Source organism: Streptomyces sp. NPDC016309, from assembly GCF_043077235.1.
Taxonomy (GTDB): Bacteria; Actinomycetota; Actinomycetes; order Streptomycetales; family Streptomycetaceae; genus Streptomyces.
The window spans coordinates 91,822-113,930 of the sequence record NZ_JBIBSG010000001.1 but is presented as its reverse complement, the minus strand read 5'-3'; the positions used below and the strand labels follow the sequence as shown (position 1 = coordinate 113,930).

The window sequence follows — 22,109 nt, the reverse complement described above, 5'->3', positions numbered from 1 at the left end:
GTCCCTGTCAGGAGCGCGTCAACAGATTGGCCGGAATTCGTCCGTTGCCCGAAAAGCCGTGTTCGTTAACCGGACGTTTCGCCGAGGTGCCGCCGCCGCGTCCTGTGTCCGGCGCGGGACCGAGGGGTGCGCGGCACCGCCTTGGTTCCGGCGATCGGCTATGGCGGTTACCACACCGCTTACCGTCGGTACTCGGCATTCACTCTGTTGCTGACGTGAACCTGATCATGACAGCATTCCGGACATGGCCGAATACGGGGACGCGGTATCCAGGACCGAACCACGCTCAAAACTCGCCGGCTTGGCCGACGCGCCGCCGGATCCACCACCTGTGGAGAAGCCGGCACCCGCTCCGCCCGCCCCTCCGGCGGCGCGGGCCGATGATCAACTGACCTCCGCGCGGCGTGAGTTCGCGGCGCTTCTGGGTGAATTCCGGCGCAGTGCGGTGCTGGTGCCGTTCGACGACCACGGAAGCCTGTGGACGGCGGAGCAGAACGGGGTGCGATGGATCTGCGCCTTTTCCGACGAGGAGGCGCTGGCCGCCTTCGCGCGGGCGCGGGGGGACGCGGACAGGGAGTGGACGTACCGGACGGTTCTTGGCGCGCGGCTCCTCGATGTGATGGTGCCCATGCTGCCGGGTCCGGCCGGGGTGGCGCTGGACGCGGGCAGCGAGGAGGGCATGCTCTTCCCGCCCGTCGTGGGCATCGTGCCCGACGCGGTGGCGGTCGATCTCGGGGGGAACGCGTGAGCGGCGAGGAGCCGGATCTCCAGGCGCCGCCGGTGGCGCTGGCGGCCATCGCGATCGGCATCGACCTGGCCCATGCCGAGCTGAAGGAGCTCGGCATGATCGGTGAGGCGACGGCCGGCCGGGGCTTCTCCGATCTGGCCCTGTCCGGGCTGGAGCTGGGCCACGCCGGGCTGACGGAGCAGTTCAGGACGTTCTGCGAACGCTGGGAATGGGGCGTGCGGGCCCTCACGCTGAAGGGCAACCTCTTCGCGCAGGGGGTGGGGCTGTCGGCCGGCTCGTTCTACGAGCAGGAGCAGTACGTCAAGGACTCGGTCAAGATCGGTGTGAACTCGCTGAACGGCAACCCGCACTTGAGCGAGGACCAGGTCAAGCAGATGAGCTGGGACACCATCAGTACTCAGAGCGTCTTCGACAACCCGGACTACAGCGCCGAGTCGATGACGAAGGCCCATGAGGAGGTGAAGCAGACCTGGAAGAACACCGGCTACGACGTCATGGACGCGCAGATGGACTCGATGGAGCGTTCGGGTCTGCTTGATCCGAAGCTGCGTGAGCGGATGGACGTGGAGTTCCGCGAGACGCTCGATCCGGACGAGGCGACGGTTGCGCAGGCCGAAGAGCCGCGGTGGGGGGAGAACGGCTGATGTCCGACTTCGGAATCATCGGCGATCTCGCCGGCAAAGCGACCGACAAGGTCGTCGACGGGATCGATGAGGGAATCGACAAGGGCAAGAAGCTCGTCGGCGAGGCCGCCGACTACGCGACCGACAAGGCCGGACAGTACCTGGAGGCCCACGGCCACAAGCGTGCGGCGGACCTGGTCACCGACTGGGGTGACGGGTTCGCCTCGTCGATGGGCGCGGAGGTCGGCGAGCAGCAGCTCGGGCAGACCGAGGAACCGAACGAGCTGATCCACGGCAATCCGACGAAGATCGCCGACTCGGTGAAGAACCTGCGGGACTTCCAGCTGGCGTTCGACCTCGTCGGCGCGGGGATGAAGAAGCTCGACTCCAGCAACTGGAAGGGCGAGGCTGCCGACACCTTCCGCACCAAGTTCTCCACCTTGCCCACCGACTGGCTGCACGCCGCTGACGCCTTCGAGGCCGCGGCCGGCGCCCTGGAGCGGTACTCCAACGCCATCACCAGCGCACAGGCCATGGCCCGCGAGGCGATCGTCCTGTACAAGCAGGGCCGGCAGGCCTCGGCGGCGCACGAGAAGGACGTGACCGCGTACGAGTCGGCCCGCGAGAGCGACAAACCACTGCCCAAGCCCGGCGCGGATCCCGGCAAGGCCCTGTGCACCCGTGCCCAGGAGATCCTCAGTGACGCCCGCCGCGCCCGCAACGAAGCGGCCGAGCAGGCGAAGACGGCCGTCACGAGCGCGATGGCACATGCCCCCAAGGAGCCCAAGGGCAGGGAGAAGCTCAAACTGGAGCTCGCCGACTGGAGCATGGCCTCCGGTACGGAGGGCCTGCACCTCCTCGGCGGGGTGACCAAGGGCGCCGCGGGCCTGATCAACTTCGTCCGCTCCGTCAACCCGATGGACGGCTACAACCTGACCCACCCCGCTGAGTACTACAAGGGCGTCAACATGACGCTCGCCGGGCTCGTCTCCACCGTCGCCAACCCCGACCGCGCCCTCAAGAACGCCTGGGAGGCGGCGAAGGGGGACCCCGCCGAGTTCCTCGGTCGTCTCATCCCGGAACTGATCGGTACCAAGGGCGCGGGCGTACTCCGGGGCGGACTACGGGCCGGCATGCGCAGCGGCACCCGCCACGGCGGCCTCGACGGACCCGGGCGCAACGGTGTGCAGGATCCTGCCGACCCGTCCCGGACCGCGCGCGGGGCGGAGAACGATCCCTCGGACCCGATCGATCTGGCCACCGGCGTGATGTACCTGCCGCAGACGGACATCGCGCTGCCCGGCACCCTGCCCCTCGTGTTCCGCCGCCGTCTGGCATCGGACTACCGGGCCGGGCGCTGGTTCGGCCCCTCCTGGTCCTCCACGGCGGATCAGCGCCTGGAGATCGACTCCGAGGGTGTCGTCCTCATCGCCGAGGACGGCCTGCTTCTGGCGTATCCGCACCCGGCTCCGGGCGTCCCGGTCCTGCCGAGCCACGGACCACGCTGGCCTCTGGACCGGGACGTGGACGGCGGATACACCGTCACCGACCCGGAGAGCGGGCGCGTTCGGCACTTCGTCACCCACCACGACGAGCTGGCTCTGCTGACGCAGATCGATGACCGCAACGGCAACTGGGTCACCTTCGAGTACGACGACGAGACCGGTGCTCCGACGGCGATCGTGCACAGCGGCGGCTACCACCTGAAGCTCACCACCTGTGAGGACAGGATCACCGCCCTGCACCTCGCGGGCGGGGCGCCGGACGGCTCGGACCAGGAGATCCTGCGTTACGGCTACACCGACGGACACCTCACCGAGGTCGTCAATTCCTCCGGGATACCCCTCCGGTTCGCGTACGACGAACGCGGCCGGCTCACCTCCTGGACGGACACCAACGGCAGGCGCTACGAGTACACCTACGACGATCGCGACCGCTGCATCACCGAGGGCGGCGTCGAGGGTCATATGGCGCTGCGGCTCGATTACGACGGTACCGACCCCGAGACGGGGCTGCGCGTCACGAGGGCCACGACAGGCACTGGCGCGGTTCATCAGTACGTGGTCAACGACGCGCACCAGATCGTCAAGGAAATCGACCCGCTCGGCGCCGTCACCCACTTCGAACGCGACCGCTACAACCGGCTGCTGTCCCGGACGGACCCGCTCGGCCGCACGACCCGCTTCGAGTACGACGCGTCCGGCCGCAGGACGTCGGCGATCCGGCCGGACGGTCGTGCGCTGTCCGCCGAGTACAACGAACTCGGCCTGCCGGTACGCGTGACCAACCCGAACCACACCTCGGTCCGCCAGGAATACGACGAGCGAGGAAACCGGGTCGCGGTCACGGACCCGGCCGGTGCCGTCACGCGCTTCACGCTGAGCGAGGCAGGACACACCACGGCGGTCACCGACGGGCTCGGGAACACCACCCGTCTCCGCAACGACGCCGCCGGTCTGCCCGTCGAGATGACCGATCCGCTCGGCGCGGTCACCCGGTTCCGCCACGACGCCTTCGGCCGCCCTGTCGTCGTCACCGATCCGCTCGGCCACACCACTCGCCTCGAATGGACCCCGGAGGGCAAGCTCGCCCGCCGCGTGGAAGCCGACGGCACCGAGCAGTCGTGGACGTACGACGGTGAGGGCAACTGCCTGACCCACACCGATCCCATGGGGAGGGTGTCACGCTTCGAGTACACCCACTTCGACCTCATAAGCGCCCGTACGGGCCCGGACGGCGTGCGCTACGAGTTCACCCACGACCACGAGCTGCGCCTCACCCAGGTCCTCAACCCACAGGGTCTTACGTGGGACTACGAGTACGACGCGGCGGGTCACCTCATATCCGAAACCGACTTCGACGGCCGTACGATCACGTACGCGCGCGACGCCGCCGGCCGCCTCGTCTCGCGTACCGACGCCCTCGGCCAGACGATCCACTACGAGCGCGACGAACTCGACCGCGTCACCCGCAAGGACGCCGCCGGAGCCGTCACCACCTACACCTACGACCTCTTCGACCAGCTCGCGGAAGCGCGCAACGCGGACGCGACGATCACGTACCTGCGCGATCGTCACGGGCGCCTGAAGTCCGAGACGGTCAACGGCCGCACCCTCACCTACGCCTACGACAAGCTCGGCCGTCGTACAGGCCGGACCACACCCACCGGCGCGGTCAGCACGTGGGTCTACGACGCGGCAGGCCGCCGCACCTCCCTCACCACCTCCGGCCGCACACTCCTCTTCGAGCACGACGCCGCGGGCCAGGAGATCACCCGCCACATAGGTGACACCATCACCTATACGTCCCAGTACGACTCTCTCGGGCGCCTCACCAGCCAACAGGTCACAGGCGCGGGCGGGCGCGGCATCCAACGCCGCGACTACGCCTACCGTGCCGACGGCAACCTCATCGGCATCGACGACCAGCTCACCGGCTCCCGCACCTTCGACCTCGACGCATCCGGCCGCGTCACCGCTGTTGAGGCGGCAGGCTGGACGGAGCGCTACGCGTACGACGAGGCCGGCAACCAGACCCACGCGTCCTGGCCCGCCTCCCACGCCGGGCAGGAGGCCACCGGACCCCGCGCCTATGCGGGCACGGTCATGACGCGCGCCGGCAACGTGCGCTATGAACACGACGCCCTCGGCCGGATCACCCTCCGCCAGAAGTCGCGCCTGTCACGCAAACCCGACACCTGGCGCTACGAATGGGACGCCGAGAACCGCATGCGGTCGGTGACCACACCGGACGGCACGGTCTGGCGTTATGAGTACGACGCGCTGGGCCGTCGGACCGCGAAGCAGCGCCTCGCTCCCGACGGCCGGACCGTTGTCGAGAAGACCATCTTCACCTGGGACGGGGTGACACTCTGCGAGGAGACCAGCGAGAGCGAGGCCCTTCCCAAGCCCGTCGCCGTTACGTGGGACTACCACGGCCTTCGCCCCCTCACGCAGACGGAACGCATCCTCGCGCCCACCGCGGCGCGGGAAACCATCGACGAACGATTCTTCTCCATCGTCACCGACCTGATCGGCACTCCGCGTGAGCTGGTCGATGAAACGGGCGACCTGGCGTGGAGCACCCGTACCACGCTGTGGGGTACCACGACATGGGCAGCGTCGAGCACCGCCCATACCTCATTGCGTTTTCCAGGTCAGCGCTTCGACCCGGAAACCGGGCTTCACTACAACCTCCACCGCTACTACGACCCCGAGACAGGCCGCTACCTCACATCGGATCCGCTCGGTCTGGCCCCCGCCGCCAACTCCGTAACCTACGTACCCAATCCCCACTCGCAGATAGATCCATTCGGACTCTTCGGGTGCCCGGAAGAGGAGCATCTCTTCCGGGGTACAACGGAGGGGTACAACGCCAGTGTCAACATTGAGAAATCCGGCTTTACGCCCACATCCACGGACCCCGGAGTCGCGGCCACCTTCGCCCGGCACTCGGAACAATTCGGAGACGCTGTACTTCAGCTCATTCCACGCAGCGCCCTCGAGGGAGTTCCGATGGAGCGGGGCTTCATTCGCGCCGAGGCGGAGGTGGGCGTGGGGCTCCACGCATCAGAGCTCGCCAAGCGGGCCAGCGTGACGATTCCCTCCAGCGTGGCGAAGGATATCCTGGACCAGATGGGGATCAAGATTCCCAAACTGCACACATATCAGAACATCAGCGACGCACTGGAGTGGGACATTCCGAAGCTCACGCCGGATCAGATATCGCAATTCGTCGCGGAGGCTTACAAATATGCAAGAGGCTAGTCGGTTGCAGGTTCACAGCGTTGAGGAGGCGGGTGAGCGCGGAGGGATTGTGATCGTGCGATGCGTGGGCGGCGTCGCACGGGTCGGCCAGACCTACACGCTCGAGGAAGAGGCCGGCTCCGGCACCGGTGCGCCGCATTTCGTTCTGGACAGGATCGAACGGTACCCCGACGTCTTCGTGGATGTCTTCGGCCCGCCCCACGCGGCTCGAGTCCACGTGTCCGGTGACTCGCCTGCATCGCTGTCGAGAGGGGTCGTCATCACTTCCAGTGATGGCGATGATTCCATCCCCGAGGAATGACCAGGGCCGGATCGTGCGGAGAGCCACCCGGCCGGCTCCGGGATTTCCGGAGCCGGCCGCGGGCCGGTCGCCCGTGCCGATCAGCCCACCAGGCTCTCCCGCCAGGCCCGGTGCAGCCCCGCGAACCGGCCCTCGCCGCGGATCAGCTCCGCCGGGGTGCCGTCCTCCACGATCCGGCCGCCCTCCATCACCAGCACCCGGTCCGCGATCTCCACCGTGGACAGCCGGTGCGCGATCACCACCGCCGTGCGGCCGTGCAGCACCGTGTCCATCGCGCGCTGCACCGCCCTCTCGCCCGGGACGTCCAGCGAGCTGGTCGCCTCGTCGAGGATCAGCACCGCCGGATCGGCCAGCAGCGCCCGGGCGAACGCCACCAACTGGCGCTGGCCGGCCGAGATGCGCCCGCCGCGCTTGCGCACGTCGGTGTCGTAGCCGTCCGGGAGGCCCGCGATGAAGTCGTGCGCGCCGATCGCCTTCGCGGCCCGCTCGATCTCCTCCCGGGTGGCGTCCGGCCGCCCGATCGCGATGTTCTCGGCCACCGTCCCGGAGAACAGGAACGCCTCCTGCGTCACCATCACCACCCCGCGCCGCAGGTCCGGCGTGTCCAGGTCCCGGAGGTCGACGCCGTCGAGCAGGACGCGCCCCCCGGTGGGGTCGTAGAAGCGGGCCAGCAGCTTGGCGAGCGTCGACTTGCCCGCGCCCGTCGAGCCGACCACCGCCACGGTCTGCCCCGCCGGGATGGTCAGCCCGAAGCGCGGCAGCACCTCGCCGCCCGTGCGGTACCCGAAACGGACGTCCTCGAAGACGACCTCGCGCCCCGGCGCCCCCTCCCGGGACGGCGGCAGGGGGCGGGGCGTCACGGGCTCCCGGACCGTCGGCGTCTGCGCCAGCAGGCCCGCGATCTTCTCCAGCGAGGCGGCCGCCGACTGGTACGAGTTGAGGAACATCGCCAGCCGGTCGATCGGGTCGTACAGCCGCCGCACGTAGAGCACGGCCGCCGCCAGCACCCCGAGCGCCAGCGACCCGGACGCGACCCGGTAGGCGCCCCACAGGACCATGCCGGCCACCGCGGTGTTCGCCACCAGCCGGGAGCCGACGACGTACCGGGCCATCTCCAGTATCGCGTCGCCGTTGCGGCGCTCGTGGCGGTGGTTGAGCGTGCGGAACGCCGCGTCGTTGGCCCCCTCCCGCCGGAACGCCCGCACCGGCCGGATGCCGTTCATCGTCTCCGCGAACTTCACGATCACGGCGGCGATCGCGGTCGACCGGGCGCTGAACGCCACGGCCGCGCGCCGCCGGTACACCCGCACCAGCAGGTACAGCGGGACGAAGGAGGCCACGGCGACGGCGCCGATGCCCAGGTCCAGCCAGAGCAGCAGCAGCGAGATGAAGGCGAAGGACAGGAGCACCCCGACCAGCTCCTGGAGCCCCTCGCCGAGCAGTTCGCGCAACGACTCGACGTCGGTGGTGGACCGCGAGATCAGCCGGCCGGAGGTGTACCGCTCGTGGAAGTCGATGCTCAGGGCCTGCGCGTGCCGGAAGATCCGCTCCCGCAGATCGAGCAGCACGTCCTGGTTGACGCGGGCCGAGGCGCGGATGAACGCGTACTGGAACAGCCCCGCGCCCACCGCGCACAGCGCGTACCCCACGGCCACGGCGACCAGCGGGCCGTGGTCGCCGTCCCGGAGCGCGGGCACGGCCCGGTCGATGGCGTACGCGACGACCAGCGGGCCCGCCTGCACGGCGGCCTGCTGGAGCAGCAACAGCAGCGCGGCCAGCGCCACCCGGGCCCGCCGGGGCGCCAGCAGGGACCTCAGCAGCGCCCGGGTCGCCCCGTCCGCCACCGGCAGCGCGTCCCGGTCGAACGCGTCCGCCCCGCCGGGCCCCGCCTCGGCACCGGGCCCCGCGCCCGGGGCTCCGTCCGTGGGCGCCCCTGCCACCGGGGTGGCGTCCTCGCGCGGCGCCCGGTCGTCCGGGGGCGTCGAGGCCGTCTGGCCGACCGTGTCCGTCATCGCGCACCACCCGTCGTCTCGGTTCCGGACATGAGCCAGGCGTATTCCGGGCTGTCCCTCAGCAGTTCCTGATGTGTGCCCACCGCGGCGATACGGCCCCCCGAGAGGAGCGCCACGCGGTCGGCCAGCATCACCGTGGACGGGCGGTGGGCCACGACCAGGGCGGTGGTGTCCCGCAGCACGTCCCGCAGCGCCGCCTCGACCAGCGCCTCGGTGTGGACGTCCAGCGCCGACAGCGGGTCGTCCAGCACCAGGAACCGCGGCCGGCCCACCACCGCCCGCGCCAGGGCCAGCCGCTGCCGCTGACCGCCCGAGAGGCTCAGACCCTGCTCGCCCACCTCGGTCGCCGTGCCCCGCGGCAGCCCCTCCACGAACCCGGCCTGGGCGACCTCCAGGGCACGCCGCAGCTCGGGCTCGCCCCCGCCGCCGGGGCCGGCGCCCATCAGGACGTTCTCCCCGACGCTGGCCGAGAACAGCGTGGGTTCCTCGAACGCCACCGACACCAGCTCCCGCAGCCGCTCCCGGGGCATCGCCGCGATGTCCTCGCCGTCCAGCAGGATGCGCCCGCCCGTCGCCTCGTGCAGCCGTGGGACAAGGGCCGTCAGAGTGGTCTTGCCCGAGCCGGTGGCGCCGACCAGCGCCATCGTCTCGCCGGGGCGGACGACCAGGCCGATCCCGTCGAGGACCGGACGCGACCCCTCCGGGGCGTCCGGATAGCGGAACGACACGTTCTCGAACCGGAGGCCGCCGGACCGCTCCGCGGACGAACCGCTCCCGCCCGGGTCCTCCGCCGCCTCGTCCATCACCTCGAAGTACCGTTCCACCGACGTCGCCGCCTCCTGGCTCATCGCCAGCAGGAAGCCGATCGACTCCACCGGCCACCGCAGCGCCAGGGCCGTCGACAGGAACGCCACCAGCGTGCCCGCCGACAGCACCCCGTCCGCGACCTGGACCGTGCCCAGCACCAGGGCCGTCCCGATGGCCAGTTCGGGCACCACCGTGATGACCGCCCAGATGCCCGCCAGCAGCCGGGCCTTGAGCAGCTCCGTGCCCCGCAGCCGGTCCGCCAGGGCGCGGAACGCCTCCGCCTGGCTCCGGTGGCGACCGAAGCCCTTGATGATCCGGATGCCGAGCACGCTCTCCTCGACGACCGTCGTCAGATCACCGACCTGGTCCTGGGCGCGCCGGGCCACCAGCGAGTAGCGCGACTCGAACAGCGAGCAGACCACGATCAGCGGCGCCACCGGCACCAGCAGCACCAGCCCCAGCGACCAGTCCTGGACCAGCAGCACCCCGCAGCCGACCAGCACCGTGACCCCGTTGACGAACAGGAACGTCATCGGGAACGCCAGGAACATCCGTATCAACGACAGGTCCGTGGTCGCCCGTGACAGCAGCTGGCCGGAAGCCCACCGGTCGTGGAAGGCGATCGGCAGCCGCTGGAGATGCCGGTAGAGGTCCGCGCGCATCGCCGCCTCGACGCCCGCCAGCGGCCGCGCCACCAGCCACCGGCGCAGCCCGAACAGCGCCGCCTCCGCCACGCCCAGCGCCAGCACCACCAGGGCCCCGAACCACACCCCGCCGGGGTCCCGTCCGGCCACCGGCCCGTCCACGATCCCCTTCAGGACGAACGGGATGACCAGCCCCAGACAGGACGCCAGGACCGCGACGAGCGCCGCCGTCCCCACCCGGGTGCGCACGGGTCGCACGTACGGCCACAGCCGCAGCAATGAGCGAACGGCTGAGCGGTCCTTGGTCGGTGCATCCTGTTTCGGCATCAGGACCGAGCCTACGGTTCGGCACTGTCATCGCTCACGCGCTTTTTCCGGACGTCCGGCGCCGGCCGTCCCGGGGCTTTTCCCGGACGTCCCCGGTCAGTCCCGCACCCGCAGCAGCAGCACCGACCGCTCCGGCACCTCCAGCACCTCCCCGCCCGGGTGCACCGTTCCCGGTGCCCGCGACTGGTCCTCCCGGGAGGTGTCCACCACCAGTTCGTACGCCTGCGCCCACGGGGGACCGGGGAGGCGGAAGTCCACCGGCTCCGCACCCGCGTGCAGGACCGCCAGGAAGCTGTCGTCCGTGACGGGCTCCCCCCGCGCGTCCCGGCCCGGGATGTCCCGCCCCGACAGGTACATCCCGATCGTCGCCGTCCGGGCGTACCAGTCCCCCTCCGTCATCTCCGTGCCCGCCGCCGTGAACCAGGCCAGGTCCCGCAGCCCGTCCACGCCCTGGGGGCGGCCCGAGAAGAACGCCCGGCGGCGCAGCACCGGATGGGCGTGGCGCAGCCGCAGCAGCCGGGACGTCAGCTCCAGCAGCCCCTTGGGCCCCGGCCGTTCCGGAAGGGACCAGTCGACCCAGCCCAGTTCGTTGTCCTGGCAGTACGCGTTGTTGTTGCCGCCCTGGGTGCGGCCCATCTCGTCGCCGGCGACCAGCATGGGCACGCCGGTGGACAGCAGCAGGGTGGTCAGCAGGTTGCGCACCTGGCGCCGCCGCAGCGCGTTGACCGCCGGGTCGTCGGTCTCGCCCTCGGCGCCGCAGTTCCAGGCCCGGTTGTCGTTCGTGCCGTCCCGGTTGCCCTCCCCGTTGGCCTCGTTGTGCTTGTGCTCGTAACTCACCAGGTCGCGCAGCGTGAACCCGTCGTGCGCGGTGATGAAGTTGACGGAGGCGTACGGGCGGCGGCCGCCCCACGCGTACAGGTCGCTCGACCCCGACAGCCGGTAGCCGAGGTCACGGACGTCCGGCAGGGCACCGCGCCAGAAGTCCCGGACGGCGTCCCGGTAGCGGTCGTTCCACTCGGTCCACAGCGGCGGGAAGGCCCCCACCTGGTAGCCGCCGTTGCCGACGTCCCACGGCTCGGCGATCAGCTTCACCCGCCGCAGCACCGGGTCCTGCGCGATGACCGCGAGGAACGGCGACAGCATGTCGACGTCGTGCATCGACCGGGCCAGCGCCGCCGCCAGGTCGAAGCGGAAGCCGTCCACGCCCATCTCGGTGACCCAGTAGCGCAGCGAGTCGGTGATCAGGCGCAGCACGTTCGGCTGGACCACGTGCAGGGTGTTGCCGCAGCCCGTGTAGTCCGCGTACCGCCGGGCGTCGGCGGCCAGCCGGTAGTAGCCCCGGTTGTCGATGCCGCGCAGCGACAGCATGGGACCCAGCTCGCTCGCCTCGGCCGTGTGGTTGTAGACCACGTCCAGGATGACCTCGATGCCGGCCGCGTGCAGCGCCTTGACCATCCGCTTGAACTCGCCGACCTGCTGTCCGGCCGTTCCCGAGGCGCTGTACGCGGCGTGCGGCGCGAAGTAGCCGATGGAGTTGTAGCCCCAGTAGTTCTTCAGCCCGCGCCGCAGCAGGTGGTCCTCGTGGGCGAACTGGTGCACCGGCAGCAGCTCCACGGCCGTCACGCCGAGGCCGGTCAGGTGCTCGATCGCCGCCGGGTGGGCCAGGCCCGCGTAGGTGCCGCGCAGCTCCTCGGGGATGCCCGGGTGGCGCCGGGTGAAGCCCCGGACGTGGACCTCGTAGATCACCGAGTCCGCCCAGGGCGTCTTGGGCCGCCGGTCGTCGGACCAGTCGTCGTCGTCATGGACGACGACCCCCTTGGGGACGTGCGGGGCGGAGTCGCGGGTGTCGCGGACGGTGTCGGCGACGTGCTGCTCGGGCCAGTCCCGTACGTGGCCGTACACCTCGGGCGGCAGGGAGAAGTCGCCGTCGACCGCCCGCGCGTACGGGTCCAGGAGCAGCTTCGCCGGGTTCCAGCGGGCGCCGGTCCACGGGTCCCAGCGGCCGTGCACCCGGTACCCGTACCGCTGCCCGGGGCGCACCCCGGGGACGAAGCCGTGCCAGATCTCGTGCGTCAGTTCGGTCAGGGGCAGCCGGGTCTCGGTGCCGTCCCCGTCGAACAGGCACAGCTCGACCGCCTCCGCCCCGCCCGCCCAGAGCGCGAAGTTCGTGCCCGTCGCCCCGCCCGGCCCGGCCCGGAAGCGGGCGCCCAGCGGTGTGGGCGCACCCGGCCACACGGGTGGGACGGGTGTGCCCGGGTCCTGGGGGAGCCCGTGCCGCCCGTCGAGGAGGCCCCCGGCGGGGGCGGGCCTCCCGTCCAGCAGTGCGTCACCCACCGCACGCTGCACTGCCTGCTGCTCGGCTGCGCTCGACACCTGCCGGCCTCCCGCGGCTCCCACTCGTGGCGGCTCGGTACGCCTCCGGGGTGCTCACGCGCGGGCCGGCGGTCGATCGCGCCCGGCTGCCCGCTCCGCACAGCCCGCGCGCGTTCTCCCTCCCGGCACCCGCCCACCCCTTCGGTTCACTCGCCGCAAGGCCGCGGCGTCCCTGCCGCGGCCCGCACTGGTCCTCCACCTGTTCTTCCCGGCCTGCCTGCCTCCCAACATGACCCGCACTGACGTTTCCCCCGGAGGGTGGCACTCGTTGGTCGCATCGTGAGACACGTACTGAAGCGGGCAGGGCTCGGCGTCGCCGCTGCCGTGACATGCGCCCTGGTGGCGGGGCTGGCCGGGTGCACCGGTGACGGTGTGCCGGTCCTCGGCACGGGCGGCAAGGGGCGGTCGCCCGAGGACACCATCCGGGTGGTGCCGGAGGACGGGGCGAAGGGGGTCGCCCCGGACGGCAGGGTGGAGGTGAGCGTGCCCAGCGGGCGGCTGGAGCGGGTCAGGGTGGTGAAGGTCGAGGACGCCCAGCCGGTGGAGGTACCGGGCGCGATCTCCGAGGACGGGCTGCGCTGGCGCCCGGCGCCCGGGGCCCGGCTGGAGCTGGCCGCCAAGTACGGCGTGGACGCGGTCGCGCTGGACGCGCACGGCCGGCGCTCCGCCCGCCACTCCACCTTCACCACCGCGGTCCCCGAACACAGGTTCATCGGCTACTTCAAGCCGGAGAACCGCTCCACGGTCGGCACCGGCATGATCGTCTCCTTCTCCTTCAACCGGCCGATCGAGAACCGGGCGGCCGTCGAGCGCGCCATCCGTGTCACCACCCGCCCGGCGGTGGAGGTGGTGGGCCACTGGTTCGGCAAGGAGCGCCTGGACTTCCGCCCGCGCGCGTACTGGGAACCGGGCACGGAGGTCACCGTCGACCTCCGGCTGCGCGACGTGGAGGGGGCGCCGGGGGTGTACGGGATCCAGCGCAAGAGCGTCGGCTTCACCGTCGGCCGCTCGCAGGTCTCCCGGGTGGACGCGGAGGAGCACACCATGGAGGTGCGCCGGGACGGCCGGCTGCTGACGACGCTGCCGATCACGGCGGGCGCGCCGAAGACCACCACGTACAACGGGAAGATGGTGGTGACGGAGCTGTTCGACGTGACGCGGATGAACGGTGCCACGGTCGGCTTCAAGGACAAGGACGGCAAGGGCGAGTACGACATCAAGGACGTTCCGCACGCCATGCGGCTGACCGACTCGGGGACGTTCCTGCACGGCAACTACTGGGCGCCGGCGTCCGCCTTCGGGTCGGTGAACGTCAGCCACGGCTGCGTGGGGCTGCGGGACGACAAGGGCGGCAGCACGGACTCCCCGGCGGGCTGGTTCTTCGACCGGACGCTGGTCGGGGACGTCGTGGAGGTGGTCAACTCCACCGACCGGAAGGTCTCCCCGGACAACGGCCTGGGCGGCTGGAACATGGACTGGGACCGCTGGAAGGAGGGCTCCGCCCTGCGCTGACCCCGGCCGGCCCCCGCCGCCCCCGGCACGATCCCGCACGGCCCGCCCCGGACCCGGGCACGTTGGGACCGAACGGTGACATACGCGGACGCTCGGCCCCACTCCCGGTGTGATTATCTATCGCGGTGCACGCGCGTGTGGCGTGCGGGGGTGCGGGCCGTGGCGGGGCCAGGGCCGTGCGAGGGGAGAACAGCGAAGTGGACGTGCAGCCGATATCGGGGGCATCGGCCGGGGCGGGCAGGCGTGGCGCGGGGGTCGGCGGGCGACTGCCGGCGCTGGCGCTGGGGGCGTTGCTGCTGCTGGTGACGGCCTGCGGTGGACCGGACTCCACCGACGGGGGCAAGAGCGGGGGCGGGGCGAAGGCGGAGGGCGCCACGCAGGCCGGGAACGCGGCCTCGCAGGCCGTGGTGACCATCGCGCCCAAGGACGGGGCGGCGTCGGTCGCCACGAGCGGCGCACTGAAGATCACCGCCGAGAAGGGCAAGCTGACCACGGTCACGGTCGCCGACCCCAAGGGCAACAAGGTGGAGGGCCGGCTCACCGCGGACGGCGCCGCCTGGGAGCCGGTGCGGCACCTGGCCGCCGCCACCAAGTACAAGGTGCACGCGGTCGCCGAGGACGGCGAGGGCCGGGAGTCGGCGAAGGACACCACCTTCACCACCCTGGTGCCCAAGAACACCTTCATCGGCCACTACACCCCGGAGGACGGCTCGACCGTCGGCGCGGGCATGCCGGTGTCCATCAACTTCTCCCGCGGCATCACCAACCCGGAGGCGGTGGAGAAGGCGATCAAGGTGACCGCCGTGCCGTCCGTCCCGGTCGAGGGCCACTGGTTCGGCAACGACCGCCTGGACTTCCGCCCCGAGAAGTACTGGGCCGCGGGCACCAAGGTGACGGTACGGATCGACCTGGACGGCGTCGAAGGCCGGCCGGGCGTGTACGGCAAGCAGACCAGGACGGTGAACTTCACCATCGGCCGCAGCCAGGTCGCCACGGTCGACGCGAGCGCCAAGACCATGAAGGTCGTCCGGGACGGAAAGCTGATCAAGACGCTGCCGATCACCGCCGGAGCGCCGTCGACGACCACGTACAACGGTCAGATGGTCATCAGCGAGAAGTACAAGGTGACCCGGATGAACGGCGCCACCGTCGGCTTCGGCGGCGAGTACGACATCAAGGACGTGCCGCACGCCATGCGCCTGTCGACCTCGGGCACCTTCGTCCACGGCAACTACTGGGCCTCCGCGGACACCTTCGGCTCGGCCAACGTCAGCCACGGCTGCGTGGGTCTGCGGGACGTGCGGGGCGCCTACGACGACGCCACCCCGGCGGCCTGGTTCTACGACAACTCGATCATCGGTGACGTGGTGGTCGTGAAGAACTCCAAGGACAAGCAGATCCAGCCGGACAACGGCCTCAACGGCTGGAACATGTCCTGGGCGGAGTGGATCGCGTAGCCCCGGCGGTCCCCGTCGTACGGGCCCGGTGCCGTTCCGCACGGCACCGGGCCCGTCGTCGTACGGTGCTCTCCCGGGGGAGACCCCCGAAAACCCCACGGCTAACCTGCCCTGCATGACAGTCACTCTCGAAGTCTCCGAAGGCGTCGGCACCCTCCGCCTGGACCGCCCGCCGATGAACGCGCTGGACATCGCCACCCAGGACCGGCTGCGCGAGCTCGCCGAGGAGGCGGCCCGCCGTGACGACGTACGCGCCGTGGTGATCTACGGCGGCGAGAAGGTGTTCGCGGCCGGCGCGGACATCAAGGAGATGCAGGCCATGGACCACGCGGCCATGGTGCTGCGCTCCAAGGCCCTCCAGGACTCGTTCACCGCCGTCGCCCGCATCCCCAAGCCCGTCGTCGCGGCCGTCACCGGATACGCGCTGGGCGGCGGCTGCGAGCTGGCGCTGTGCGCCGACTTCCGGATCGCCGGCGACAACGCCAGGCTGGGCCAGCCCGAGATCCTGCTCGGCCTCATCCCCGGCGCGGGCGGCACCCAGCGCCTGGCCCGCCTCGTCGGTCCGTCCAAGGCCAAGGACCTGATCTTCACGGGCCGCCATGTGAAGGCGGAGGAGGCCCTCGCCATCGGGCTCGTCGACCGGGTCGTACCGGCGGCCGAGGTGTACGAGCAGGCGCACGCCTGGGCCGCGAAGCTGGCCCAGGGGCCGGCGCTGGCGCTGCGCGCGGCCAAGGAGTGCGTCGACGCGGGCCTGGAGACCGACATCGACACCGGCCTGACCATCGAACGCAACTGGTTCGCCGGGCTGTTCGCCACCGAGGACCGTGAGCGCGGGATGCGCAGCTTCGTCGAGGAGGGGCCGGGCAAGGCCAAGTTCCTGTAGCGGCGCACGAGTTGTCAGCCGTGCGGGTGGTTTAGGGCAGCCTTAAGGACACCTTAAGCCCGTCGGGCCCCCCGCCCGCGCGGCCCGGGGGCGCCGGCCCCGTCTCCGCTGGTCAGGGTGGCTCTTTCGGGCTCTTCCTGCCGGCGTCATATGCCGGACGGCGCCCCGGGAGGCCTTCCTCCCGGGGTGCCGATTCCACCGGAACGGCCACGCCGGGGCTGCCGGACGGCCATGATGGTGGGCATGGCGGGGCTGGAAGGTGTGGAGCAACCGGGGCAGCGCGGAAGCGCTACCGCCGCGCGGTGGGTGCCCGCCGCGGAGGACGAACAGGCGCTGAAAGCGCTCGAACTGTTCGGCAATCCGACGGAGGGGGAGGTGCGGTTGCCGTCCCGTCCCGAGTCCGCCGCCACCGCCCGCCGACTGACCCAGTGCGTCGTGCTCCGCCAGTGGGGGCTCGCCCCGCAGACCGCCGAGCACGCGGTCCTGCTCGTCTCCGAACTCGTCGGCAACGCCGTCCGGCACACCGGCGCGCGGGTCTTCGGCCTGCGGATGCTGCGCCGCCGGGGCTGGATCCGGATCGAGGTGCGCGACCCCTCCCGCGGGCTGCCCTGCCTGATGCCGGTGCACGAACTGGACACCAGCGGCCGGGGCCTCTTCCTCGTGGACAAGCTCTCCGACCGCTGGGGAGTGGACCTGCTCCCGCGCGGCAAGACCACCTGGTTCGAGATGCGCGTCTCCGACCGCTGACGCACGGAAGCCCCCTCGCGCCGGATGCGGCGCCGCGGGGGCTTCCTGTGGAGCGACGTGGGCGAAGGGGGTGTGTCCACGGTCGCGGGAACGACCTGGCCCGGGTCAATGGGGGTCGTGTGTCTCCGACTATGGCAGACAGGGGGCCTTGCCACCAAAAGACCAAACGCGGACAAAATCAGCAAATCGGTCCAGCGGGGAAATGAATCGCAGGTGAGATGGGCCACGAGCCTCATAAAGCATGAATAAATATGGGGTCCGGTGGGTGAATCATCGACCTGCCGATGTGCGTCACGGAGGCCCGGAACGGCGGCAGGGGAGCGGACCGGCACCCCCGGCGCCCTAATGGGGCGCGTGACGACGCTGCGCCTGACCAGGCGATCGAAGGGCCTCCTCGCGGCCACCGCGCTGCTCGCCGCCGCCGTGGCACTCCCCGGGTGCGGTGGCGGCGCGGAAGGCCGGCCCGAGGCGCGCGGCAGCCGGGCCGCCGCCGCCCCCGTACCGAGGAAGACGGCCCCGGCCGGCCTGCCGGGCATGCCGCCCCTCCTGGACCCCACGGACATCTACGCCGCCGACCGCCCCGGCATGCTGTCCCCGGTGGTCAAGGGCTTCCCGTCCCGGGTGTACGTCCCCAACACCCTGTCCGGCACCGTCTCCGTCATCGACCCCAGGACCTACCGGGTCGTCGACACCCTCCGGGTCGGCGCCCAGCCCCAGCACGTCGTGCCGTCCTGGGACCTCAAGACGCTCTGGGTCAACAACAACCGCGGCCACACCCTCACCCCCATCGACCCCGCCACCGGCACCCGGGGCAAGGACGTGGACGTGCACGACCCGTACAACCTGTACTTCACGCCCAACGGCAGGTACGCGATCGTGATGGCCTCGCTCGACCGCGAACTGGTCTTCCGCGACCCGCACACCATGGAACGCCGCCACACCGAACCTGTCACCTCCTACGGCGTCAACCACGCCGACTTCTCCGCCGACGGCCGCTACTTCATCGTGAGCTGCGAGTTCTCCGGCGAACTGCTCAAGGTCGACACCGAGCGGATGAAGGTCGTCGCCCAGCGGAAACTGCCCTTCCGGGGCGCCATGCCGCAGGACGTGAAGGCCTCGCCGGACGGCAGGACCTTCTACGTCGCCGACATGATGGCGCACGGGGTGTGGATCCTGGACGGCGACTCCTTCGGCACGCCCAGGCTCCTGCCCACCGGCAAGGGCGCCCACGGCCTCTACGTCTCGCGCGACTCCAAGGAGATGTACATCCCCAACCGGGGCGAGGGCTCCATCTCCGTCTTCGACTTCACGCGCAAGCGGCTGACCAAGAAGTGGCGGCTCCCCGACGGCGGCTCCCCCGACATGGGCGGGGTGTCGGCCGACGGCAAGGTGCTGTGGCTGTCCGGCCGTTACGACTCCGAGGTGTACGCCATCGACACCACCACCGGCCGGCAGCTCGCCCGCATCCCGGTCGGCGGCGGCCCGCACGGCCTCGCCGTCTACCCCCAGCCCGGCCGCTACTCGCTCGGCCACACCGGAGTCTTCCGCTGACACGCCGCCGACCGGGTGAAGATCCCCGGTCCGGGGCGGCACGGCGGCCATCGTGAGCGCCATGATCACCTCTCGTCCGCGGCACCGTGCCGCCGCGCTCGCCGTGTCCGTCGCCGCCCTCCTCGTACCCGCCGCGTCCACCGAGGCCGCCCCGGCCGCCGGGGCCCCCGCCGCGGCGGCTCCCGCCCTCGCCGCGGCGGCCGCCGCGAAGGCCCCGTCGAGCTGTCCCGTCGTCGAGGACCGGCTCTACCCGGCGGCGGACCGCCGCGTCGACCCCGACCGGATCACGCCCGCCCCCGCCTGGCGCAAGGACTGCAAGCAGCTCTACCGCGCCGACAACCGCCCCCCGGCGGTGATCTTCGAGGAGGGCTTCCGTCCGAAGGCACCCCTGGACGGCCAGTACGACATCGAGAAGTACGTGCTGGTCAACCAGCCCTCGCCGTACGTCTCCACGACGTACGACCACGACCTCTACAAGAAGTGGAAGAGCGGCTTCAACTACTACCTGGACGCCCCCAAGGGCGTGGACGTCAACGGCACCATCGGCGACACCCACAAGTACGCCGACCAGGAGGAGGTGGCCTTCCCCGGCGGCATCGCCCGCAAGCACATCGTCGGCGTCTGCCCGGTCGACCTGGTGAAGAAGATCGAGATCATGACGGAGTGCGAGGACAACCCGTACTACGAGCCCTGGCGCCGCTGAGCCCCGCCACGGTGGACCAAGGCCCCCGGACCCGGCCCCCCGCCCCTGCCGATAACCTGACCGGCGTCAGTTATGCACCAAGAAGGGGTGGACCAGTGGCGGACATCGAAGAGGCGCGCAAGGCGTTCGAGCGGTACGACGTGAACGGCGACGGGCTCATCTCGGCCGCCGAGTACAAGAGCGTCATGGCGCAGCTCGGCGACTTCAACGTCACGGAGACCGTGGCCCAGGCCGTGATCAACGCGCAGGACGGCAACGGTGACGGCATGCTCACCTTCGACGAGTTCTGGGCGCACCTCAGCAAGGCGTGACCGTAGACACCGGAAACGGCGCCGCCCGGCGTACCGGGCGGCGCCGTACGCGTACCCCGCTCCTCACCACCCTGGCGGCCCTGCTCGCCCTCGCCCTGTGCGGCACCGGGATCGCCGCCCGGGGAACGGGGGAGCTGCACATCCCCGCGCCCGGCACCACCACGGTGCTGCGCGCCGCCGTGTTCGCCGCCCTCGCCCTGCACCTCGGCGAACTCGCCGGCGCCCGGCTCGCCGGGCCCGGCCGCGTGCCCCGCCCGTGGGCCCTGTGGGCCGCTCTCGGCGGGGCCGCCGCGTCCGCCGGGCAGATCGTCCTGCTGGCGCGGATCAGCGACCTGGACCTCACCGCCACCTACGGCACCAGGGACGGCGGGCTGCTGCTGGCCATGGCCAACGGCTTCGCCCTGGCCGCCGGGTGCGTCGCGCTGGGGCGGCCCGGCTGGGCGGCCGGCCCGCTCGCCCTGGTCGTCGGGGCGGAGGCGCTGCGCGCGCACCCCGAGCCGTACACCCCGGAGCTCGGCACCGCCCTCACGGTGGTGCACCTGACGGCCGCCTCCCTGTGGGCGGGCGGGCTGCTGTACGCGCTGCGCGTGGTGCGGCTGCGCGGCGGGGCGAGGGAGATCCTGCGGCGCTACGCCCGGCTCGCCCTCTGGCCGTACGCCGCGCTCGCCGTCACCGGCACCTGCTCGGCGCTGCGCCGCCTGCCCGCCGACGTGGTGGTCACCTCGGCGTACGGCAGGCTGCTGCTGGCCAAGCTGGCGCTGGTCGCCGTGGCCAGCGCGCTGGCGCTGACCGCCCGGGGCCGCCTGCGCCGGGGCGGGGACGCGACGACCCCCGCCCGCACCGAGCTGGCGGTGCTGGCGGGGGTCGTCGTGGTGTCGGCGCTCCTGACGGTGGTGCCCGACCCTCACTGGGTGAGCACGCGCCTCAGCATTCGATGATGTTCACCGCGAGGCCGCCGCGCGCGGTCTCCTTGTACTTCACGCTCATGTCGGCGCCCGTCTCCTTCATGGTCTTGATGACCTTGTCCAGGGAGACCTTGTGGCTGCCGTCGCCGCGCATCGCCATGCGGGCGGCCGTGACGGCCTTGACCGCCGCCATGCCGTTGCGCTCGATGCACGGGATCTGGACCAGTCCGCCCACCGGGTCGCAGGTCAGGCCGAGGTTGTGCTCCATGCCGATCTCGGCGGCGTTCTCCACCTGCTCCGGGCTGCCGCCCAGCACCTCGGCGAGGGCGCCCGCCGCCATGGAGCAGGCCGATCCGACCTCGCCCTGGCAGCCGACCTCGGCGCCCGAGATGGAGGCGTTCTCCTTGAAGAGCATGCCGATCGCGCCCGCGGCGAGCAGGAAGCGGACCACGCCCTCCTCGTCGGCGCCGGGCACGAAGTTCATGTAGTAGTGCAGGACCGCGGGGATGATGCCGGCGGCCCCGTTGGTCGGTGCGGTGACGACCCGGCCGCCCGCGGCGTTCTCCTCGTTCACCGCCATCGCGTAGAGGGTGATCCACTCCATGGCGAGGGCCTGCGGGTCGCCCTCGGAGCGCAGCTTGCGGGCGGTGTTCGCGGCGCGGCGGCGGACCTTCAGGCCGCCCGGCAGGATGCCCTCGCGGGACATGCCGCGGTCCACGCACGCCCGCATCACGCGCCAGATCTCCAGGAGGCCCTCGCGGATCTCGGCCTCCGTGCGCCAGGCCTTCTCGTTCTCCAGCATCAGCGCGGAGATCGACAGGCCGGTCTCCTTGGTCAGGCGCAGCAGCTCGTCACCGGTGCGGAAGGGGTACTTCAGCGCGGTGTCGTCGGGGACGATCGGGTTCTCGCCCGCCACCGCGTCCTCGTCCACGACGAACCCGCCACCGACCGAGTAGTACGTCTTCTCCAGCAGCGTGGCGCCGTCGGCGTCGTACGCCCACAGGGTCATGCCGTTGGCGTGGTACGGCAGCGCCTTGCGGCGGTGCAGCACCAGGTCCTCGTCGAAGTCGAAGCCGATCTCGTGGGCGCCCAGCAGGTTGATGCGCTTGTCGGCCTTGATCCGCTCGACCTTGTCGTCGGCGCTCTCCACGTCGACCGTGCGGGGCGAGTCGCCCTCCAGGCCGAGCAGGACGGCCTTGGGGGTGCCGTGGCCGTGGCCGGTCGCGCCCAGCGAGCCGTACAGCTCGGCGCGTATCGAGGCGGTGGGGGCCAGCAGGCCCTCGTTCTTCAGGCGGCGGGCGAACATCCGGGCGGCCCGCATGGGGCCCACCGTGTGGGAGCTGGACGGGCCGATGCCGATCGAGAACAGGTCGAAGACCGAGATGGCCACGGGGGTACTCCTTGGTGGGAAGACGTCGCTGTCTGCCGGGGTGGTGCAG

16 protein-coding genes are annotated in these 22,109 nt (G+C 71.3%); 12 read left to right on the top strand and 4 right to left on the bottom strand.

Translation table 11 applies throughout. The annotated features are described in order from the left end of the window. Positions 1 to 244 precede the first annotated feature (244 nt). From ACF068_RS00475 to ACF068_RS00460, 4 genes are all read left to right on the top strand, one after another. Complete coding sequence (locus tag ACF068_RS00475; RefSeq protein ID WP_392271928.1) at positions 245 to 748, top strand: SseB family protein; 504 nt, start codon at positions 245 to 247, stop codon at positions 746 to 748. Next, positions 745 to 1,392: a hypothetical protein gene (locus ACF068_RS00470; RefSeq protein ID WP_392271927.1), complete on the top strand. Its 648-nt coding sequence runs from the start codon at positions 745 to 747 to the stop codon at positions 1,390 to 1,392. Before ACF068_RS00475 ends, ACF068_RS00470 begins: the two co-directional genes overlap by 4 nt. Then, positions 1,392 to 6,137 (top strand): putative T7SS-secreted protein, encoded by a 4,746-nt coding sequence (locus tag ACF068_RS00465; protein ID WP_392271926.1) that lies wholly within the window; start codon positions 1,392 to 1,394, stop codon positions 6,135 to 6,137. Before ACF068_RS00470 ends, ACF068_RS00465 begins: the two co-directional genes overlap by 1 nt. A gap of 64 nt (positions 6,138 to 6,201) precedes the next feature. Continuing rightward, complete coding sequence (locus tag ACF068_RS00460) at positions 6,202 to 6,438, top strand: hypothetical protein (protein WP_392271925.1); 237 nt, start codon at positions 6,202 to 6,204, stop codon at positions 6,436 to 6,438. An 80-nt stretch (positions 6,439 to 6,518) separates the two neighbouring features. Here the strand turns inward: ACF068_RS00460 and ACF068_RS00455 are convergent, their stop codons facing one another. The 3 genes from ACF068_RS00455 to glgX form a co-directional block, all read right to left on the bottom strand. Then, positions 6,519 to 8,450: an ABC transporter ATP-binding protein gene (locus ACF068_RS00455; RefSeq protein WP_392271924.1), complete on the bottom strand. Its 1,932-nt coding sequence runs from the start codon at positions 8,448 to 8,450 to the stop codon at positions 6,519 to 6,521. Then, entirely contained in the window at positions 8,447 to 10,228 is a 1,782-nt protein-coding gene (locus tag ACF068_RS00450) for an ABC transporter ATP-binding protein (protein WP_392271923.1), read from the bottom strand. Before ACF068_RS00450 ends, ACF068_RS00455 begins: the two co-directional genes overlap by 4 nt. 96 nt (positions 10,229 to 10,324) lie before the next feature. Then, entirely contained in the window at positions 10,325 to 12,601 is a 2,277-nt protein-coding gene (glgX, locus tag ACF068_RS00445) for a glycogen debranching protein GlgX (protein ID WP_392271922.1), read from the bottom strand. Positions 12,602 to 12,880: 279 nt separating this feature from the next. Here glgX and ACF068_RS00440 point away from each other — a divergent pair, with 279 nt between their 5' ends. From ACF068_RS00440 to ACF068_RS00405, 8 genes are all read left to right on the top strand, one after another. After that, positions 12,881 to 14,113, top strand: a complete 1,233-nt coding sequence (locus ACF068_RS00440; protein ID WP_392271921.1) for an Ig-like domain-containing protein — start codon at positions 12,881 to 12,883, stop codon at positions 14,111 to 14,113. 197 nt (positions 14,114 to 14,310) lie between these two features. Next, a complete protein-coding gene (locus tag ACF068_RS00435; RefSeq protein ID WP_392271920.1) occupies positions 14,311 to 15,570 on the top strand; it encodes an Ig-like domain-containing protein in 1,260 nt (419 codons plus the stop codon). Positions 15,571 to 15,685: 115 nt separating this feature from the next. Further along, a complete protein-coding gene (locus ACF068_RS00430; RefSeq protein ID WP_392271919.1) occupies positions 15,686 to 16,453 on the top strand; it encodes an enoyl-CoA hydratase/isomerase family protein in 768 nt (255 codons plus the stop codon). Positions 16,454 to 16,684: 231 nt separating this feature from the next. Then, on the top strand, positions 16,685 to 17,200 hold the full coding sequence (locus tag ACF068_RS00425; protein WP_392272661.1) for an ATP-binding protein: 516 nt from the start codon (positions 16,685 to 16,687) through the stop codon (positions 17,198 to 17,200). A gap of 345 nt (positions 17,201 to 17,545) precedes the next feature. Next, entirely contained in the window at positions 17,546 to 18,751 is a 1,206-nt protein-coding gene (locus ACF068_RS00420; protein ID WP_392271918.1) for a YncE family protein, read from the top strand. A gap of 61 nt (positions 18,752 to 18,812) precedes the next feature. Further along, positions 18,813 to 19,454 (top strand): ADP-ribosyltransferase, encoded by a 642-nt coding sequence (locus ACF068_RS00415; protein ID WP_392271917.1) that lies wholly within the window; start codon positions 18,813 to 18,815, stop codon positions 19,452 to 19,454. 95 nt (positions 19,455 to 19,549) lie between these two features. Further along, positions 19,550 to 19,765, top strand: a complete 216-nt coding sequence (locus ACF068_RS00410) for an EF-hand domain-containing protein (RefSeq protein WP_392271916.1) — start codon at positions 19,550 to 19,552, stop codon at positions 19,763 to 19,765. After that, positions 19,762 to 20,703, top strand: a complete 942-nt coding sequence (locus ACF068_RS00405) for a CopD family protein (protein WP_392271915.1) — start codon at positions 19,762 to 19,764, stop codon at positions 20,701 to 20,703. Before ACF068_RS00410 ends, ACF068_RS00405 begins: the two co-directional genes overlap by 4 nt. On the opposite strand, the gene ACF068_RS00400 is transcribed toward ACF068_RS00405, so the two are convergent. Next, complete coding sequence (locus ACF068_RS00400) at positions 20,690 to 22,060, bottom strand: L-serine ammonia-lyase (protein ID WP_392271914.1); 1,371 nt, start codon at positions 22,058 to 22,060, stop codon at positions 20,690 to 20,692. The genes ACF068_RS00405 and ACF068_RS00400 overlap by 14 nt on opposite strands. Positions 22,061 to 22,109: the final 49 nt, after the last annotated feature.

What these genes read in the sequence shown, in the direction of transcription:
- ACF068_RS00455 (WP_392271924.1), bottom strand. Translation starts at nt 8,450, where the DNA reads ATGACGGACACGGTCGGCCAGACGGCCTCGACGCCCCCGGACGACCGG.
- ACF068_RS00420 (WP_392271918.1), top strand. Translation starts at nt 17,546, where the DNA reads ATGGGGCGCGTGACGACGCTGCGCCTGACCAGGCGATCGAAGGGCCTC.
- ACF068_RS00450 (WP_392271923.1), bottom strand. Translation starts at nt 10,228, where the DNA reads ATGCCGAAACAGGATGCACCGACCAAGGACCGCTCAGCCGTTCGCTCA.
- ACF068_RS00475 (WP_392271928.1), top strand. Translation starts at nt 245, where the DNA reads ATGGCCGAATACGGGGACGCGGTATCCAGGACCGAACCACGCTCAAAA.
- ACF068_RS00415 (WP_392271917.1), top strand. Translation starts at nt 18,813, where the DNA reads ATGATCACCTCTCGTCCGCGGCACCGTGCCGCCGCGCTCGCCGTGTCC.
- ACF068_RS00430 (WP_392271919.1), top strand. Translation starts at nt 15,686, where the DNA reads ATGACAGTCACTCTCGAAGTCTCCGAAGGCGTCGGCACCCTCCGCCTG.
- ACF068_RS00465 (WP_392271926.1), top strand. Translation starts at nt 1,392, where the DNA reads ATGTCCGACTTCGGAATCATCGGCGATCTCGCCGGCAAAGCGACCGAC.
- ACF068_RS00425 (WP_392272661.1), top strand. Translation starts at nt 16,685, where the DNA reads ATGATGGTGGGCATGGCGGGGCTGGAAGGTGTGGAGCAACCGGGGCAG.